The following is an 18,012-nucleotide window of genomic DNA, read 5'->3' as shown; positions in this document are numbered from 1 at the left end:
GTGAGATCGGGCAGTTACTGCCGCATCAGTGGATGCCGGCCTGACTTACGCAAGGTGAGTTCGCCGGACGCTTACGATGGTTCTCTGTCTGCCCATGATTATTGCTCCGCGGTAGACAAAAATAGGAGCTGGATCGAAGCATCGATCATTGCCGCGCCTCCACTTGTGCTTTTTTCGTAGGCCGGCCCGTGCGCTTCGGCTTTGAAAGCACAAGCTCTGCTGGCGGCTGATGCGGGGTGCTCGTATCTCCAGTACGCATCCAGATCCTGAGGTCTCCTAGCCTCCACCTAAGTCGGGATAACCCATGAACGGGCTCAAGGCCGGGCAGCTTCCGTTGGCGTACGGTGAGTACGCTGAACCCGGTCAATGCGGCGACCTCTGCAACATCCACGAGAACGTCGTCGCCGAGCTTCTGTATTTTTTGGATGGTTTCGTAATCTACTGACATCTGGATATCTCTCATTTGATCTGAGAGGTCAGTTTTTGCCTGTGGCGGAGCGATCAGCTAGGACAGTTTTTTAACGGGCTTTTAGGAAAGCCTGGTACTACGACCAGGCTCTGCTTTAGGTGGGACTGAACCTACTGGTGAGGGTTTCATACCCAAGTAACCTTGCCATTTCGCAGCCAGAAGTGCGACTCACAACCATTTTTAAGCCATACAGATGGATGCAAAGTTGGTCGTCCGAGGGAATCGATACTATATGTCCACCTTGTCGTTACTTCCGGCGGCAGTGAAAGCTCAATTGTCCGGCCACAACCGCATGGACATTTGAACCCAACGCACCAGTCTTCCGTGCCATCCTTCACGAGGATTAGAGATCGAAAAGGCAGCCGGCTTGGCAAGACATCACCTTGCACGACCTCCAATTTTCGAGCAGGGAGCAGGCCATCTAACCAGCGGTAAACCGCTTTCTTCAAGCCCTTGAGCATCACACATTACCTGCCAGATCAGCGATCCCGAGAAGCGGCTCTGCAGCGCCAAGCGCAAGCCCTGGATCTGGGGTCTTTGGAAAGTCCTTTTCGGCAGTAAACTCCTGCTCTGCCTCTCTGAACTTGATCAAGGTTCGCGCGTAGTTGCCGTTTGGCTCTTCACGCATCGGAAATGCTCTGGCCAAAAATTCCATTACGCATGAGGATGCCGCCAGCATGTTCAGGGAAATCACAGCGGGAGCTTCCTCATGGAATCCTCGAATGTATCCATGCGCAATCTGCTGCTGATAGGCCTCCGGATTCGCAGCCAGAAGACTCTCGGCACGAAGCGACTCACCAGTATAGACCTCACGATCGGCAAGAGATGATCCACCAGGCTGCACATAATCTACACGGCCATAAACTCCCGCGATCATCACTCCCGACTCATCCTTCATCGTAGGAATGAGCACCCCAACATCGAAGAGAGGGATGAGGAAACGACTAGCGATTCGATCAGCGATCATCCTTGCATATCGCGTGTCGACACAGCAGAAGAGAATGTCCGCATCAGCTGCCGCTAGTACAGCCTCGCGAGTCCCGATGGATTTTGCTATCGGGCGGGCTACTCCTTTACCGCGCACTCGCTCGATGGAGCTCGCAAACATTCCCACCTTGGTTGCCGAAGACGTCGCGTCCTCCAGGGTGCTGTTGAGTATCCGGTTGAGGTTGCGCTCCTCAACACGGTCATGGTCAATCAAGATGACCTCGCCAAAGCCTAAACGGGTAACCTGCTCGGCCACAACTGAGCCCGTGCCAGAGACGCCGATGACGGCCACGCTCAGCTTCGCCAGCGCCTGAGTCATTTCGGAAGTAAACGCCATCGGCGTTCCAGACCTACCCTCCAGAACTGCATGGCCTTCAACTCCGTCGAAATACAACCGTATGTCATCGCCGATTACTGAGACCAACCGTACATTGGTAGAGCATTGCGAATCATCGTACGTGCGGGCCACCACCCTGCCGTCAGGGATCATAACCCCTGAACCGTGGATGACCTCAACCCCAGCGTAGAGTGATCGCATGGTGATTTGATCACTTTCATCATCCAGTTCTGAAAAGCCCAGGAAGCCGCCAGGGTGAGAATGGACAAGCATGATTGAAGATTGCGTTTCCTCACTTTGCGCTATCGCAAGATCAAGGTACTCGCCAGGCCAGTTCAGAAAATCCTTCTCCCTGACGCATGCTCCGTGGGGTACCGGGATTATAGACTTCGCGAGTAACTTGGTGCGCTCACCTTCGTATCGCGTGCAGATAAGGATGGCCGCTGCCTCTAAACCGTCCCCCGGGAACAGGTGTTCCCGGAGTACGTAGTGCAGGGCTTCGGTCATCACGAGCGTCGCCCCAGTTTTCATTGACCGACCTCCTTGTGAAGGCAGCCTTCGACCAGAGCCAGTTGCGAAATGACGTTATCGGCGTGGGGATTCCACGGGACAGTTGTCCGGTGGCGTGACCACCCCTGGAAACCCAAACCGTCGATTTGAGCCGTCAGCTGCACATTGGGAGGGAGCACACCTGTGGCCAGCGACACATGGGGGTACAAGTAGAAGCTGTCTAACGGCTCGACCGGGTAACCTGCCAGTACTTGAATCGCCAGCTGGACATGCTGGCGGTTATAGCCCGCCGGCAGTTCATAGTCGTGGATCACCAAATAGCGCAGGCCATCTGTCCCGATGCAGGTTTCCCAGCGCAAACCAAGTTGGTCAAGGTATTGCATGTCAGCTGGCAGCAAGTTGAAAACACGACGGGGCGCCGTTGCGACTTCACCGTTCCCCACATCCTTAGGAGTGAACCGCAGCTTCTCGATGCCCGGTGCGCTGAGGTCAACGATCGCGTCCAAGCCGGGCAGTTCGGAATGATGCCCCGCAGCTGTGAGGGTAATCTTCCAATCCAGGGAGACATCCAGACCAGCGCGCAAAGCGGCTTCCCGTACAGTAACCTGTGGCTTGTCGAACTCCAGGGTACGACCTTGGATCTTGAGCTTCCAGATCGGCTTACGAATGACAAAGCGCTCAATGCCCTCCTCACCCAGATTGATGACGTCAGCGTCTGCGATGTCGCGATCAGCTTCTTCTTCCAGCTGCTGCACCAGGCGCATTTTCTCAGCAACCTGTGCAAGCTTCCGGATTGTTTGACCATTGATGATCTTGCATGGCCAATCGAAGCGCTGACCATCGACCGCAAAGAAATAGGAGCGGTCGGACTCGACGACGATGAAGCGGCGCGACGTTGCCGCCAAGTTCACGAGCTCATCCGGGCGGATATCTTCGAATGCTCCGGATGGAAGTGCCTGGAGAATCGTAGGCATCTGATCGGGAAGAAAGCCGCCGGCACGGGCAATCTGTGTACCGATTGGTGTCTCGTCGTTGATGGGAACCGGTTTGAACTCGAGATCCAAACCGGCGATGAAAATGTGACCCTGAGTGACTTCGTTCATAAGTATCTCCACACGCCTTTTCTGAGGCGTGATTAGGTGTTCTGACGGGTTTCGTGTGCGCGTCAGAGCAACGGGTAGCCTTGACTACCCAATGGCGCATGAAGATACTGAATCTGTGCTTGCATTCTTCATGCACTCGCTGGGGCGCAATTGCAGTTGCGTTTCCCAGCACCTCCGACTCGATGTTCGGTTGAATTCTTTCTTCGCTAGTCCCTCCTTCCCCCTTAACTCCCCTTCCGTCGTAGCGTTTCCGCTCACCTGGACGTTAAGCCTATTCTCATTGTCATACGGCCAAGCTGACCAATGTATGCCGCAGACTGCCTAGGCGTAGAGCCCATTCCAGCAATATTCTCAAGCTCTACATCCCTCCTCACCGAACGTTGGCATATCAGGCCACCGAACGACGACTTCACTGTGCGCCCGATCAGGCCACCCTGTCAATAGGGTTTTTTTCGTTCGGTACAGTGGTACACTCACCGAACGACTTGAGAGGTGAATACGGTGGCATCAAGCCTTGGAATGACAATCGGCGCCAGGAGGCGAGAGCTCGGAATGTCTCTGGAGCGCTTAGCGGAGCTAACAGACTCCAGCAAGAGCTACCTGTGGGAGCTCGAGAACCGAGACAAACCTAACCCATCAGTGGACAAGGTGAACAAGATCGCGCTTGCTCTGAATCTCACACCTGAGACGCTACTCGGGAGCGCGACAGAGATATCTCCAGGAGAGGAAACCGACAGCGCTTTTTTCAGGAAATATCAGGCTCTCGAAGAAAGTGATAAAAAACGTCTTCGGAAAATCGTGGATGCTTGGTGGGAGGACGACGATGGAGAAAAACCCAAAGAGTGAAGCCAACAAAATCACGAAGGTTTTGCGCGCCGCTGGATTCGACCAATTCCCGATCAAGGTCAGGGAGGTTGCTCTTGAGTATTCGAAAGCTGTATGCCCCCAAGCCCCCATATCTGCTGTCAAGCCGGTACCTATCGCTACCTTCGAAGGAATGCTCAAAAGGAGTCCAAAGGGCGATAAGTGGATCATTGGGGTCAACGAGGACGTGGCGTCTTCTGGGCGGATAAATTTCACCATCGCTCATGAGTTCGCTCACTACATTCTGCATCGTGAGCTGCAGCAAGATTTCCAATGCGACCCGAAGGACATGCACACCTGGGATGCACTAGGGAAGAAAATCGAAACGGAGGCAGACGTGTTCGCCTCCTATCTCCTGATGCCTGCTGACGACTTTCGGAACCAGGTCGCCGGTCACGAGCTCTCAATGGATTTGCTGCGGCATTGTGCAGATCGGTACGATGTGTCTCTCACTGCAGCGGCCCTAAAATGGCGGGAGATTGCTCCTGGGCGGGTCGTAGTCCTCGCCGCCAAGGATGGGTTCCTCGATTGGTCATCTTCGAACGATCGGGCATTCAAAAGCGGAGCCTTTTTAGCTACTTCGCAGCAGCTTATCGAAGTCCCAGAAGCATCAGTACTCACACGCTCACCTCGATCAGTATCGGGAGACAAAGGGCGAATTGACGCGCAAGCTTGGTTCCCAAAAGAGCCTGAGGGGCTGGAAATTATCGAGCAAACATTTGTGGTAGAAGGGGACGGCTACGGCTACACCTTGGGAATATTGATGCTGCCCTCGCGAGATATCGGTACGGATGACGAAGAGGATTTACTAGCTCCCCTTACAGGAGAGCCGACATTTTGATGAGACTAGCCTTCTGATCAAAGTTCGGGACAGGAAGCGCTCCGCTAGACCCGGCCCAACACGTCATACACTACGTACGCCAGCATCGAGACGAAAAACACCCCGATAATGATGGTTAGCTGACGTATCTTGGCCTGGCTCTGATCGAGCCGGGTATTGAACACCTGGGCCTGCTCGCTCAAGGCGCCAAGCACCTCAGCCTGGCCAGCGGCAAACAGCTCGCGCAGCGTTTGGCCGTCTTGTTGGGTTTTGGCCATGGCCGATTGTGAGTGTTCGGCAGCGCCCTTAAGAGCCCCGAGCAGTGCAAGCTGCGCAGCCTGGGCGCCTTTTTGCTGCTGCTCAAGGCGCTGGCTAATACCGGCCACGGCGGTGTTTATGCTCGCGGCCTGCTCGGTATGAGTGGCGCTCGCATGGGTTTGCCACTCTGCCAACATGCCGGCTAGGCTGGCCTGCTGCTTGTGAAGCTGCTCGGGCAGGCTTGTTACGCTGCCCGCCAGCGCTTCGCCCACGTGCCCAGGCATAGCAGCCAGCGCCTGCGCTTGTTCAGAGATGCTGGTGCGAAGGGCCTCCAGCATATCTTCGTCCCGGTTTTTGGCGCTACGCTCGTGCTTGTTCAGCACCTCGACAACACCGCTGACGACGGAGTTCTTGGTGTGCTCGATCTCGTCTTTGATGTCGGCCAATTCGTCCTTCAAGCCTTTGACCGACTCGTCCAGCGGTTTGAGCGGCTCTTTTAAGATCCTCGCCATCAGCTCGGCGAGGCTATTTTCTTTTTCCTGGGCTTGGTTGCTCACGATGGGTACTCTAAAACAGTGAAAGTTGACGGGCTCAGGCTGTCGCGGGTTCGCACACCTGCATGAACTCAGCGTACTGAAGGCGCAGCGCAACGCAAGACAACAACCCCATCAACGCATCGACCGGCTCAACCTCAGCCAGCGCTTTGGTGTAGCGATGGCAAAGCTCAGTGCCGTACTCCTCTTTCAAAAGCCCGACATAGCGTTCGCAGCGCTCAAGGTCGTCCTTGGAATCCTGGGCAATACGTTCAAGTTCTGTGGCATTTTCGTCGATCGCCTGGGTAATCAAGCGGTGGCGTTGCAGCGCGTGCTCCGCTTCCTGTTTGTGCGCAGCGGCCTGGGCCTGGGCGACCCTGGCGGCTTCAATAAATGCCCGCTCGGTACCCACGAGGGCTTCGAGCCACTGGTTTTTCCACAGGTCGACCAACAGCTCCAAAGCGTTGGCGCCAGCCTCACGCACGCGCCCGCGGTCCTTCTGGTAATTGTCGGACGACAGGTAAGTGTCGAACCAATAATCGCTGAGTACGCCGCGCACCCACCCAAAAGCAGCCTCCAGCGCGCTATCGATGGCGCGCGTGGGCGGCTCGTTGAACTGTTTGCGCACCTGCCGCCAAAAGCTGAGGGGGATGCTGTCAGGTGAAACCTCCAAGCGCAGGGTTGTCAGTACCCGACGGTAGTCCCTGATCAACGTGTAAAGGGTTTCACGGTCGTCCTCCACACCACCGGCTTTAGGCCAGTAGCGCTCTTCAGGGTCGTCCTGCAAAGCCTTGGCCGCTACGTCAATGGCCACAATGCCCTTCTGGTACGGCTGAGCGCCCATAACCTCGCGTATCGTCTCAAAATGCGCTGTAGAGGTTTGGCTCAGTGATGACCAGCTCTTTACCTCGGTTTCCGACACGCCCCGGCGAGTAGCCAGCTCGTTTAGCGCGTGCTCAACCGCGTAGGTTTTCTGCTGCTGAATGTAGCGCACGCTAACGTGCGCCTGAAGCGTGCCGAGCATGCGCCCCATGGGCGTCGTGTTGCTGCAGATCTGTGCCAGTAGCTCATCGCGCAGGCCAGTAATGATGGGCGCCATGCGCGCGTGCAGCAGAGGGTCATCCTTGGCAGTGTTCTGCCAGCTATTACCGAATTCAAGCGGGAAGAACAATCGCTCCTGCCGCGCTGCCTCGCTGAATGCGCCGAAACGTTGTGCTTCGTTTAACAGTCGTTGGCGTACCTGTACCGTGTCGGCATCGGGGTGTTCGCGCAGAAAGTCTTTCGCCGATTTGGCAAAGTACGAGTAAGTGGTCACGATCCGAAACCGGTAAGGCATGGCCTGCCAGTCTTCGATACCAGGCAGCGCAAGCTCGCCGGCACGCAAAAAGCTCAAGTCATCACCGCGCCCCACCAGCAGAATCAAGTCCGCGAACGGCAAGTAGGTTTTGGCCATCAGGTGCACGTGCCGCTGCTCTTGCTCATTGGACGGCTTGTCTCCAGGCAGATCGAGCATGCGCACACCTGGGCCTTTAGCGCCGTCCACAAAACAGCCCCGTGGGACGTGCACTACCCAGGGCGCAGTGCCTGTGTGCAACTGGCCGGCCTCCATGCGCACACGCAAACCGCCCAACGCCTCAGCCATGGCTTGATCACCGGCAAACCATTTAGGCTCGCCCTTGCACCCCAGGCCCCACAGTTCGCTGGCAGATCGGCAATACTCCATGGTAGTGGCCGTCGCCGACTGGCCGGCCTCGCGGCCACCGCGCAACACTGTCGACACCCTGGCCATCTGCGCCGGGGCAACCCCCATGAGATCGAGCAGCAGCGTGGTTTTGCCAACCTGGGTTTTGCCGAACACCACCACGTAAGGCTCCGCCTCAGCCTCCTTGACCTGCAAGCGCTGCTGCACCTGCGGGCTAAGGGTGCTTACCAGCCGGGCGTAAGCGCGCAGGGCCCACTGCGGATGCTCTACTCTCAAGCCCTGCCAGTGCGCCACGGCCAGGTTACGCGCGTGCTCAGGCGCCACCTCAAACACCGCGCCCAGTCGCTAGCCCGTTTAGGCCGGTGGCCGAGGCATCGAGGTCATGGCGCAGGTCGCCGGCCAGTGACTTCACCGTGGTCAGCGCGCATGCCAGGCGATCCTTGAGCATCAAGGCTTCGTCCATCTTGTAGCGTGCACGTATCGAGTCGACGATGCGCGCCCGGGCCACCGCCATAGTCTCATCGAACTGCACACGTAGGTGCTCGACATGGGCATCGTGGACACCATGCAACATGGTGTGCGCCTGCGCGCTGGCGGCTTTCTCGAATGAACGTAGCCGCGTCACTGCAACCGTGGTCAGGTACGCCGCGGCAACGACGGCAGTCGCCGCAATCGCCGCCGGGTGCGGCGAAGGAGGCACCATCGGCAATGTGGCGCTGGGGTCAGCACTGGTGATCTGAGTATTGCCAAGCAGGGTGTTGAGAATGCCGGCCTTGCCATCGCTGGCCACATCCACCGCCATCACTGCTGCCAAGGACTTGATCGCGGTTTTACCCAATTCAACGCCTGCACCCAGGCTTTGCACGCCGTCCTCGACCAGATTGCCAGCTGGTACAGCGTCGGCCGGCACTAAGCCATCCTTGAGCCCCACCACCTCGGGTAACGCATAAACCAAGCGGGTGTATTCCAGCGAAAGCGCCGGGATCAGCTTCACACTTTTGCTCAGCGCCTTGCTGAACGGCTGAGAGACGACCTTGCCATCCTGCACAGGATCACTCAGCAGTTGTCTAACATCGTGGGTGGCGTCAGCGGTCAGCGCGGTAAAACGCACCATTTCCCCGGAGCTGTGCATATAGCCTACCTGCTTGAGCGCACGTGACGGCGCTGCCGCCAGTAACGGCTTTGCGGCCCCCGCGGCAGGTACTGTGGCCTCTCTGCCCAAGCGCTTGGCCGTCAGTTTTTCTAACTCCCCCGAATACTCGGTGAACAGCGGCGCAGCGCCCTCAGCCCAGGCGCTGGTGACCACCGCCTTCATTTTCATTCTGGTTTCGCTGGTGGTGTCGAATACGTTCGATAACCAATTTTGAAAACCTTCATGGTCGTTCTTGAGGGCTTTGTCGAGGCTTTTGCTGGCACGGTCCAGCGCATGGCCCACCACTTGATTGACCTGCTTGAGGTGATCCTCACGCAGCACCTGCGCTGCATCGTCGAACTCGCCCAGTACTTCCTCCAAAACCCGCGCACCATCGGAGCTTGCGTCATAGTTGAAGTACAGCTGCGCCTTGCCACTGATCAAGCCGAGCACGCGCGTAAGGTCTTTGCCCAGCAACTCGGACAAGTCGCTCATCTGCAGATGGCGGTCAGCCTGTCCGGTGAAGTTGAGGCCATACAACGCCTGCTCAAGCTGCGGCAGCCACTGCTCAACGTACTTGGGGTCGTCCGTGCCGGTGAGGATGATGTGCGTCTCGGCACGCTCTGGCGCCACTTGAAACGTGGTTTGTGCACTGTTGCGCAATTGCTGGCGCTTGGCGTCGTCGCCCTGACTGGCCTCTGTTTTGGTAACCACCACGTAGGGGGGCACACCGGCCAGTTCGCCTGCCAGCATGTCTTTGACGATCTCGACCTGCTGTTGGTTGGCCATGCGGGTTTCGTCAGTGACCACAATGCAGCCGCCGGCGGCGATCATCGCCTGGCGCATCAGCTCTTGCCAGGCGCGGTTTTCACGGTCCTGTCGCTCATAGCCGGGCAGCAGCAGCCAAGCCTGGTTTGGACGTTTGAAATAGCGCCGCGGCACCCGCAACACCGGCAGCATGTCCTCAGCTTTAGGGTCAGTGAACGCCTTTTGAAAGTCGGCGACCTCAACCTGCACATCCTGCAACGTGAAGCCCGCTGCGCTCTCATTTTTCACCAGGCGGCGCACGAAGCCTTGCACCTGCTTCAGGCCGTCTTGTTCGAGAATCAGCACGGGCATTTTCTCTCCACGCCCCTCATTACCCTCAAGCCACTTTTGCTCGGCATCGAGCAAGCCGTACAGGCTGGCCATCAGTGTAGTTTTGCCCGCTCCTTGAGAGCCGCCCACCGCCACCACCCAGGTATCGCCCAATACCTGGGCCAGCAACAAACGGCGCATCACGGCCAACAGCTTGCTATCGATGTCTTCACTGTCCAAGACAGTGCAGGCGCCACGTAGATGGCGCAGGGCATTGTTCAGGTGTTCAAGTAGGGCTTCCGGGGACTGCAGGGTCACTGTGGTTTCCTCGTTCGATCATCAAGGTGCCGCAGCATGCGAGCTTCGACACAAGTGCCGGCCAGTGGCCGCCTAGGCGATACAACTGAAGGTGCTTGGAATGGCACTGCCGCGCAGCGGCATCAGGGCGTAGATGCCAGTCCCTATCGGCCCCCTATATAGATACTTGAGCATTACAGGGCCCAAAAGTAAGCGGGAGGGGAATAGGCCTTGTGCAGGCTGGTCCGGCATCTACCGATGAGGCAGCAGTCACCCAATCCCTCTGGCCTTCAGAGTCGACAACTGCATCAGCAAACCCTTGAGCTACGGGTACGGATCATGCTCGCTGCAGCCCATCGCGTTCTGCAGACCCATAGAGCACTTCGCTTTAGGGCCCACCTATTACGCCAGCTTCGCCGCCAACTCCTCCGCAGTGATGTTGTAGTACCGCTTGAGCATGTTTACCTCTCGATGCCCAGTCACGCTAGCCAGCTCGATCAGGTTTGGCAGCTTGGTCGCAAGCCTGCATGTCGCCTCATGCCGCAGATCGTGAAAGCGCAGATCCAGCAGGAAGTCCTCCTGAGGCGTTACGTGCGCTTGGTCGCAGTCAGCCAAGTATTTTGCCCGCGCACGCTCCAGACCTCGGACAAACGCCTTCTTGAGAGCATTAGCGGTGGTTGGGAACACCCGGCCGCACAGGGAGCGCGGTAGTCCTCTCAACAGTTGGATGGCGTTCGGTGAGAGCGGAATTGTCCTCGGTAATCCATTCTTGGTCGCCGGTAAATGTGCGGTCCGGCGGTCCAGGTTCACATGCTTCCAGCGCAGCTCGAAAATCTCGCCACGGCGCATGGCTGTCTCGATCGCTAACTGGACGATGGGCCGTATCCAAGGATTGTGAGAGGCATCGGCATAAGTCCCGTCCGTACGACGTTCGCAAAGCTCCAACGCGCTGAGGATGTATTGCTCTTCAACCGGATCGAGCCGCCGCGAGCGTTCGTCGTTATAGCTAGGACGGCTGACCATCCGCACCGGGTTCTCCGCAAGATGAATACCCCACTCGCGGCGTGCGACCTCAATCACGCACTGGAACAACGCAAGCTCGCGCTTCACGGTGTTGCCCTTGCGGATCTTCAGGCGCTCATCACGGTAGCGGGCAAAATCTGAAGAGGTGAGGGTGGCGACGATGCGTGTAGCCAGCGGATGACGCTTGAGTGCTTCCAGGCGTTTAATTTCCGAATACGCGCCTTTGTGCTTCGGAGCAATCTCGGAGATGTAGCGATCGATGAGTTGATGAAAGGTGGTACGTTCAGCCTCGACCCGAGAGACGAAGATGCCTCGGTCGATTTCGCTTTCGATCATGCGTGCCCAGGCTTGGGCGTCGGCTTTGGTTTCGAAGGTTTTGCGCTGGGCTGGATAGCCCTTACGGCGAATTTGCGCTTCCCACTGATACTCGCCGCGATTCCTGATTGTTGCCATTTCGACCATCCTCACCACACTTGAGTGTGGCAAATTTGTGGCAAAAACGACTTTCAGGACTAGGACAGGTTTCTGTCATAAACGCTAACCCCTTGTAATACAAGGAGAAGAAGATGGCGCACCCGGCGGGATTCGAACCCACGACCCCTGCCTTCGGAGGGCAGTACTCTATCCAGCTGAGCTACGAGTGCAACGCGGGCGCCATGATACTCATCTGATGGGCGGGCGTCCATGCTGGCTTTAGCTTCTGGCGGGAAATCGCGACTTTTGCTTCTGTGGTTTCACATCTATGCTCCTTGGGCGACCCTTGGCATCTGCGCCAGGTGGTGAAGGTTTCAGATGTGGCAGCGGTTTCCCAGGAGATGTCCATGCCCGACTCAATCGTCAACCCGCAGATTACCGATGCGGTCACCCAGGCCAACGTCAAGGTGCTGGGCGAGTCTCCGCCCATGGCCATGAGTACTCTGTATCAGTCCATGTCCCAGGCATCGGCGATTCTTTTTCAGAACGCCGTGTCCGCGCAGCAGCAACAGAACACGCTGTCTCAGGCTGCTGCCAATCAGGGCATCATGCAGATCTACAACGTCGATACCACTGGCGCTGCCAAGTCCGGGGTGCCAGACAACCTTGCAAGCCTGCTGACGGTACTCAAGAGCTACCAATAGGCAGGGGCGTTCATCTTTCTGTTGTCGGCCTGTTCTTTTTTTTGAACAGGCTATTGTCCTTTATCCCGGCAGTCCCTAGGATTCGTTTGAGATTTCAAACGCTCTTGTTCGGTCTTCCCGTTTTTCCGCGATGTGCATCGCTGGGGCCGATGGAATGTTTTCCCGGCGATGGCTTCCAAATGAAGCACATCGATATTCAATTGTTCGCTCCGCCCTTGTGCGGTGCTGTTTAGGAGGCCGACATGCAGCTCAAAGATTCCAAACTGTTCCGCCAGCAAGCCTATATCAACGGCCAGTGGCTGGATGCGGACGGTGGTCAGACGATCAAGGTCAACAACCCGGCAACCAATGAAATCCTCGGTACCGTGCCAAAGATGGGGGCTGCCGAAACCCGTCGTGCCATCGAGGCTGCCGACAAGGCGCTGCCGGCCTGGCGTGCCCTGACCGCCAAGGAACGTGGCAACAAGCTGCGCCGCTGGTTCGAACTGATGATCGAGAATCAGGATGACTTGGGCCGCCTGATGACGCTGGAGCAAGGCAAGCCGCTGGCCGAAGCCAAGGGCGAGATTGCTTACGCGGCGTCCTTCATCGAGTGGTTTGCCGAAGAAGCCAAGCGTGTCTATGGCGACGTGATTCCGGGCCATCAGCCGGACAAGCGCCTGATCGTGCTCAAGCAGCCGATTGGTGTAACCGCAGCCATTACGCCGTGGAACTTCCCGGCGGCGATGATCACCCGCAAGGCCGGCCCGGCACTGGCCGCCGGTTGCACCATGGTGCTCAAGCCTGCCTCGCAGACCCCTTATTCTGCCTTGGCTCTGGCTGAGTTGGCTGAGCGTGCGGGTATTCCGGCTGGCGTGTTCAGCGTGGTGACGGGCAGCGCTGGCGATATCGGCAGCGAACTGACCGGCAACCCGATCGTGCGCAAGCTGTCCTTTACCGGCTCGACCGAAATCGGTCGCCAGTTGATGGCCGAATGCGCGCAGGACATCAAGAAAGTATCGCTGGAGCTGGGCGGTAACGCGCCTTTCATCGTGTTCGACGATGCTGATCTGGACAAGGCGGTCGATGGCGCGATCATCTCCAAATACCGCAACAACGGCCAGACCTGTGTCTGCGCCAACCGTATCTATGTGCAGGACGCGGTCTACGATGCGTTCGCCGAGAAGTTGCAGGCCGCAGTTGCCAAGCTCAAGATCGGCAACGGTCTGGAAGAAGGCATTACCACCGGGCCGCTGATCGACGACAAGGCCGTTGCCAAGGTCAAGGAGCACATTGCTGATGCTGTCGGCAAAGGCGCGAAAGTGCTGTTCGGCGGCAATAGTCTGGAAGGCACTTTCTTCGAACCGACCATTCTGGTCGATGTGCCCAAGGATGCTGCTGTGGCCAAGGAGGAAACCTTCGGCCCGCTGGCACCGCTGTTCCGTTTCAAGGACGAGGCCGACGTGATTGCAATGGCCAACGATACCGAGTTCGGCCTGGCTTCTTACTTCTATGCTCAGAACATGAGCCGCGTGTTCCGTGTGGCCGAAGCGCTGGAGTACGGCATGGTGGGGATCAACACCGGCCTGATCTCCAACGAGCTGGCTCCGTTCGGTGGCATCAAGTCTTCGGGTCTGGGCCGCGAAGGCTCCAAGTACGGCATCGAAGACTACCTGGAAATCAAATACCTGTGCCTGAGCGTTTGACGCTGCGGGCTTGACCGGTAGCCGGGCGTTGCAGCAGTCGATCATCGTATGCTGCTGCAATCTACCCCGGCTGCTTAATCCTTGAACTACGCCGACCGATGAGCGGCGAATGAGGAATACATGAGCAATACAAACGAATCCCTGATGCAGCGCCGCCAGAACGCCGTTCCACGTGGTGTTGGTCAGATCCACCCGATCTTTGCCGCATCGGCGAAGAACGCCACCGTTACCGACGTCGAAGGTCGTGAGTTCATCGACTTCGCCGGTGGTATCGCGGTTCTGAACACCGGTCACTTGCATCCGAAAATCATCGCGGCTGTGCAAGAGCAACTGACCAAGCTGTCTCACACCTGTTTCCAGGTACTGGCTTACGAGCCGTATGTGGAGCTGTGCGAAAAAATCAACGCACGGGTTCCTGGTGATTTCGCCAAGAAAACCCTGCTGGTGACCACCGGTTCCGAAGCCGTGGAAAACGCCGTCAAGATTGCTCGCGCAGCGACTGGCCGTGCCGGCGTGATTGCGTTCACCGGTGCTTACCACGGTCGTACCATGATGACCCTGGGCCTGACCGGTAAGGTTGTGCCTTACTCGGCCGGCATGGGGCTTATGCCGGGTGGTATCTTCCGCGCCCTTTACCCGTGCGAGCTGCATGGCGTGAGCGTTGATGACTCCATCGCCAGCATTGAGCGCATCTTCAAGAACGACGCAGAGCCCAAGGATATTGCCGCCATCATCATCGAGCCTGTGCAGGGCGAAGGTGGATTCTATGTGGCGCCGAAGGCGTTCATGCTGCGTCTGCGCGAGCTGTGCGACAAGCATGGCATTCTGTTGATCGCTGACGAAGTGCAGACCGGCGCAGGCCGTACCGGTACTTTCTTTGCCATGGAGCAGATGGGCGTTGCTGCCGATCTGACCACCTTTGCCAAGTCCATTGCAGGTGGTTTCCCGCTGGCGGGCGTCTGCGGCAAGGCTGAGTACATGGATGCCATTGCTCCGGGCGGTCTGGGCGGCACTTACGCGGGTAGTCCGGTGGCTTGCGCTGCGGCGCTGGCTGTTCTGGAAGTGTTTGAAGAAGAAAAACTGCTGGAACGCTGCAAGACAGTGGGCGAGCATCTGGTCTCCGGTCTGAAAGCCATCCAGGCCAAATACCCTGTCATTGGCGAAGTCCGTGCTCTGGGCGCGATGATCGCTGTAGAGCTTTTCGAAGACGGCGACAGTCACAAGCCAAACGCCGCCGCTGTCGCTCAGGTTGTGGCCAAGGCTCGTGACAAGGGACTGATCCTGTTGTCGTGTGGCACTTATGGCAACGTCCTGCGTGTCTTGGTGCCCTTGACGGCCGATGATGAGTTGCTGAACAAAGGTCTGGCGATTCTGGAAGAATGCTTCGCAGAGATTGCCTGAGAAAATATGGTTGCAGATTGAATGATTTGTGACCAGACAGACAGAAAAAACCCTGCCTCGGCAGGGTTTTTTCGTCTTGAGGGCAGGATTTCTCGCTTGTAGCTATATATCCGGACGAAGGCTTTGGCTAAGGTGAGCGAATCGATGTCGGAGAGTTCTGATGACTGCTGTAGATTTGACTGCGATGCCTCGCGTATTGATTGCTGAGTCGGATCCGTGGGTTCGCGAAACCCTCAGCGATCTGGTGCTGAGCGTGCGGGCTGACGTCGAATTGGAGATGTGCAGCGACGGCAAGCAGGCCGTCGAAGGGATCAAGAAACACCTGCCGGATCTGGTGGTTGCGGCCAGAGAGTTGCCGGTTATCGATGGTTTGAGTCTGCTGCGTGGTATCCGCGCATTGCGTCGTCAACCTCCCATCCCCTTCATTCTGCTCAGCAATCGTAACGACAGCGCCAGCGTGCGGGAGGTCCTGCCGCTTGCGCCTACGGCTTACCTGACCAAACCCCTGAATACCGAAGGGCTGCGTCAGCGTCTTGAAGGTCTGTTGCTGGAGCGCCGTGCGCCGGTGCCGGGTGAGATGCCTGCACTGACGCCAGGACTGACCCTGACCAAGTTTCTCGAAAGAAGACGCGATGTGGCCGATGGTGCGCCCCTGTTTGTGGATGTCGCTACGGCGCTCAAGCTCAGCCAGAGTGGAGGCAGCGTCGACGCTGCCTTGCTTGAGCAGGAATTACGCAATGACCCGCACATTACGGCGGTCTTGATTGCGGCAGCCAATACCGCTGCACAGCATCTGGGCAAGCCTGTCCAGACATTGGGGTTGGCCATCGGTGTGCTGGGCGCGGTGCAGAGCGCCAGTATCGTGAGCGCCCTGGCCAAGAAACGCATGGCCGTGCTGACAGACGATGCGCTGTTGGTCCAGGCCAGCAAGTTCTGGACAATGTCGCAACGTACTGCCGAATACGCGCGCATTCTGGGTGGCATGCTGGAGCTGGATGTCGAACGCTGCTTCTGTGCGGGGTTGTTGCAGTCGCTGGGAGATCTGGCGGTTTTGGGTTGCCTGCAGGAATGGTTGCTGGCAGGCGGTCATCTGGACGAAGAAGTGATCAGGCAATCTCTGGAGCAATACTCCGCTGCCTACGGTTCAGCCCTGCGTACCCGCTGGCGTCTGCCGCTCGAGCTGCGTGAGCTGATTGCTGCGGTGTATCAGTACAACACCGGCATCTACACCCGCGAAGTGTTGGCCATGAACCTCGCCGGGCAGATGGCTCGTCTGGGTGAGCATGAAAGCGTGACGACGCTGGTCAAGACCAAATCAGCCAAGCTGTTGAAACTGAGCGTCGGGGACTTGCAGCGTCTGCGCAAGAAACTCACTGGCGTGACCGACCCAAGCCTGCTGGTGCCGGTTGCGGTTGAGGCACCGGAGCCGGAAAAAGAAGCGGATACCGATCTGCTGGATATTACGTCAGAGCCTGTGGACCCGGGGGTGGCCAGTGCGGAAGACCCTGGCGTCGGTGTTCAGGAATTGCCGAAGGGGTGAGGTTTTTCGCGAATCAACTCGCTTCAGTCGCCAGCAGGCTGCCTTCCACACACACAAGAGATAATTCATTCGCGAAGGCTTCACACCAGAACGATCTGGTTCTTGCCCTGGCGTTTTGCCTGATACATGGCCGCATCCGCTCGTGCATAGAGCGCTTCCAGGCTGCTATCTTCCGGACCCAGATTGGTCAGGCCCTGGCTGGCGGTGATGCCGAACGTCGTGTTGTTGCACTGAAAACTCTGACGCTGGATTTCACGTTGCAGGCGCTCGGCGATCTGCATGGCCATCTCGGGGGCGCAGCCAGGAAATACGGCGGCAAACTCTTCCCCGCCAATACGCCCGAACAGGTCACCGCGACGTAGCGCCGAGCGGCCGCTTTCGGCGATACGCTGCAGCACCACATCGCCTTCCTGGTGGCCGTAAGTGTCATTCACCAGTTTGAAGTCATCCACATCCAGCAGCAGAAAGGCCAATGGCGTGCCATTGAGCCGCGCCAGCTCGAACTCGCGCTGGGCACATTCGAAGAAGTGGCGGCGGTTGCTGCTCTGAGTCAGCACATCGGTGGTAGCCAGGCGCTGAAGTTCATCTTCGAGGTGTTTTTTCTCGGTGATGTCTTCGGCGATGCCGACCACTATCAGGCGCTGGCTGGGATCGGTCCGGTGGCTGACGAAACACTTGTCGCTCAACCAGCGAATCTCGCCATCGGCACGGATGATCCGGTATTCGCGATCTTCGATGGAGCCTTTTTCGATGACGTCGCTCAGGCTGCGTTCGGCATAGTTCAGGTCATCGGGGTAAATACTGTCGCGCCATTCCGCGAAGTCAGCCAGCAGCAGGCCCGCCGAGCGTCCGAATATCTTTTCGTAGGCTGGGCTGACATAGACCATGCGCTGGGTTTCCCAGTCGAACGCCCAAAGTACGGCATTGACGCTTACCAGCAGTGAACTGAAGAGTTGTTCGCGCTCGCTCAGGCGAGCCACTTCGGCCTGGGCATGCATCAAGGCCAGCAGGGTTTCTGCTGCCGCAGGTATCTCGGCTATTTGTGTGGCCGTGGGTAGGGCGATTGCTGTCTGCTTTTCCATCGTGCGGCATCTCAAGTGACGTGCGGCCAGACCCGCAACATCCACCCAAACAGATTATGGGGACGCCATTGAGA

The 18,012-nt window shown here is 57.7% G+C and carries 15 protein-coding genes and 1 tRNA gene; 7 read left to right on the top strand and 9 right to left on the bottom strand.

The genetic code is table 11. From position 1 onward, the window contains the following. The first annotated feature begins 304 nt into the window (after positions 1-304). The gene (locus JSY17_RS24650) at positions 305-445 is read left to right on the top strand and encodes a hypothetical protein (RefSeq protein WP_206403245.1); all 141 of its coding nucleotides are present in this window, start codon (positions 305-307) and stop codon (positions 443-445) included. Positions 446-594: 149 nt separating this feature from the next. On the opposite strand, the gene JSY17_RS25780 is transcribed toward JSY17_RS24650, so the two are convergent. Genes JSY17_RS25780 through JSY17_RS24640 form a run of 3 tightly spaced genes read right to left on the bottom strand, consistent with a single transcriptional unit; the run spans position 595 to position 3,406 of the window. Next, positions 595-930, bottom strand: a complete 336-nt coding sequence (locus tag JSY17_RS25780; RefSeq protein WP_232849637.1) for a DUF6527 family protein — start codon at positions 928-930, stop codon at positions 595-597. Beyond that, positions 930-2,324: a ThiF family adenylyltransferase gene (locus JSY17_RS24645; RefSeq protein WP_206403244.1), complete on the bottom strand. Its 1,395-nt coding sequence runs from the start codon at positions 2,322-2,324 to the stop codon at positions 930-932. The genes JSY17_RS25780 and JSY17_RS24645 overlap by 1 nt, the downstream gene beginning before the upstream one ends. After that, positions 2,321-3,406, bottom strand: coding sequence for a multiubiquitin domain-containing protein (locus JSY17_RS24640; RefSeq protein ID WP_206403243.1), 1,086 nt, complete (start codon positions 3,404-3,406; stop codon positions 2,321-2,323). Before JSY17_RS24640 ends, JSY17_RS24645 begins: the two co-directional genes overlap by 4 nt. Before the next feature lie 501 nt (positions 3,407-3,907). On the opposite strand from JSY17_RS24640, the gene JSY17_RS24635 reads away from it, so the two are divergent. Continuing rightward, entirely contained in the window at positions 3,908-4,252 is a 345-nt protein-coding gene (locus JSY17_RS24635) for a helix-turn-helix domain-containing protein (protein ID WP_263943172.1), read from the top strand. Continuing rightward, positions 4,230-5,111: an ImmA/IrrE family metallo-endopeptidase gene (locus JSY17_RS24630; protein ID WP_206403242.1), complete on the top strand. Its 882-nt coding sequence runs from the start codon at positions 4,230-4,232 to the stop codon at positions 5,109-5,111. Before JSY17_RS24635 ends, JSY17_RS24630 begins: the two co-directional genes overlap by 23 nt. A gap of 44 nt (positions 5,112-5,155) precedes the next feature. Here the strand turns inward: JSY17_RS24630 and JSY17_RS24625 are convergent, their stop codons facing one another. From JSY17_RS24625 to JSY17_RS24605, 5 genes are all read right to left on the bottom strand, one after another. Continuing rightward, entirely contained in the window at positions 5,156-5,905 is a 750-nt protein-coding gene (locus JSY17_RS24625) for a hypothetical protein (protein ID WP_206403239.1), read from the bottom strand. A 34-nt stretch (positions 5,906-5,939) separates the two neighbouring features. Then, positions 5,940-7,907, bottom strand: a complete 1,968-nt coding sequence (locus JSY17_RS24620; RefSeq protein ID WP_206403238.1) for a P-loop NTPase family protein — start codon at positions 7,905-7,907, stop codon at positions 5,940-5,942. 1 nt (position 7,908) lies between these two features. Beyond that, positions 7,909-10,110, bottom strand: coding sequence for a sugar kinase (locus tag JSY17_RS24615; protein WP_206403237.1), 2,202 nt, complete (start codon positions 10,108-10,110; stop codon positions 7,909-7,911). A gap of 381 nt (positions 10,111-10,491) precedes the next feature. Next, complete coding sequence (locus tag JSY17_RS24610; protein WP_206403236.1) at positions 10,492-11,565, bottom strand: site-specific integrase; 1,074 nt, start codon at positions 11,563-11,565, stop codon at positions 10,492-10,494. Positions 11,566-11,679: 114 nt separating this feature from the next. After that, positions 11,680-11,756, bottom strand: a tRNA-Arg gene (locus JSY17_RS24605). A 171-nt stretch (positions 11,757-11,927) separates the two neighbouring features. Here JSY17_RS24605 and JSY17_RS24600 point away from each other — a divergent pair. The 4 genes from JSY17_RS24600 (at position 11,928) to JSY17_RS24585 (ending at position 16,856) form a co-directional block, all read left to right on the top strand. Beyond that, on the top strand, positions 11,928-12,230 hold the full coding sequence (locus tag JSY17_RS24600; RefSeq protein ID WP_404823385.1) for a RebB family R body protein: 303 nt from the start codon (positions 11,928-11,930) through the stop codon (positions 12,228-12,230). Between the two features lie 242 nt (positions 12,231-12,472). Continuing rightward, positions 12,473-13,915, top strand: coding sequence for an NADP-dependent succinate-semialdehyde dehydrogenase (gabD, locus tag JSY17_RS24595; protein ID WP_117182592.1), 1,443 nt, complete (start codon positions 12,473-12,475; stop codon positions 13,913-13,915). A 120-nt stretch (positions 13,916-14,035) separates the two neighbouring features. After that, on the top strand, positions 14,036-15,316 hold the full coding sequence (gabT, locus tag JSY17_RS24590; protein ID WP_206403234.1) for a 4-aminobutyrate--2-oxoglutarate transaminase: 1,281 nt from the start codon (positions 14,036-14,038) through the stop codon (positions 15,314-15,316). 160 nt (positions 15,317-15,476) lie between these two features. Further along, positions 15,477-16,856, top strand: a complete 1,380-nt coding sequence (locus JSY17_RS24585) for an HDOD domain-containing protein (RefSeq protein WP_117182590.1) — start codon at positions 15,477-15,479, stop codon at positions 16,854-16,856. A gap of 80 nt (positions 16,857-16,936) precedes the next feature. Here JSY17_RS24585 and JSY17_RS24580 read toward each other — a convergent pair whose 3' ends face one another. Further along, positions 16,937-17,938: a GGDEF domain-containing protein gene (locus JSY17_RS24580; protein WP_117182589.1), complete on the bottom strand. Its 1,002-nt coding sequence runs from the start codon at positions 17,936-17,938 to the stop codon at positions 16,937-16,939. Positions 17,939-18,012 lie beyond the last annotated feature (74 nt).

Source organism: Pseudomonas capsici (assembly GCF_017165765.1).
GTDB classification, from domain to species: domain Bacteria; phylum Pseudomonadota; class Gammaproteobacteria; order Pseudomonadales; family Pseudomonadaceae; genus Aquipseudomonas; species Aquipseudomonas capsici.
The sequence above is the reverse complement of the archived record's forward strand: the minus strand, read 5'-3'. Positions and strand labels throughout refer to the sequence as shown.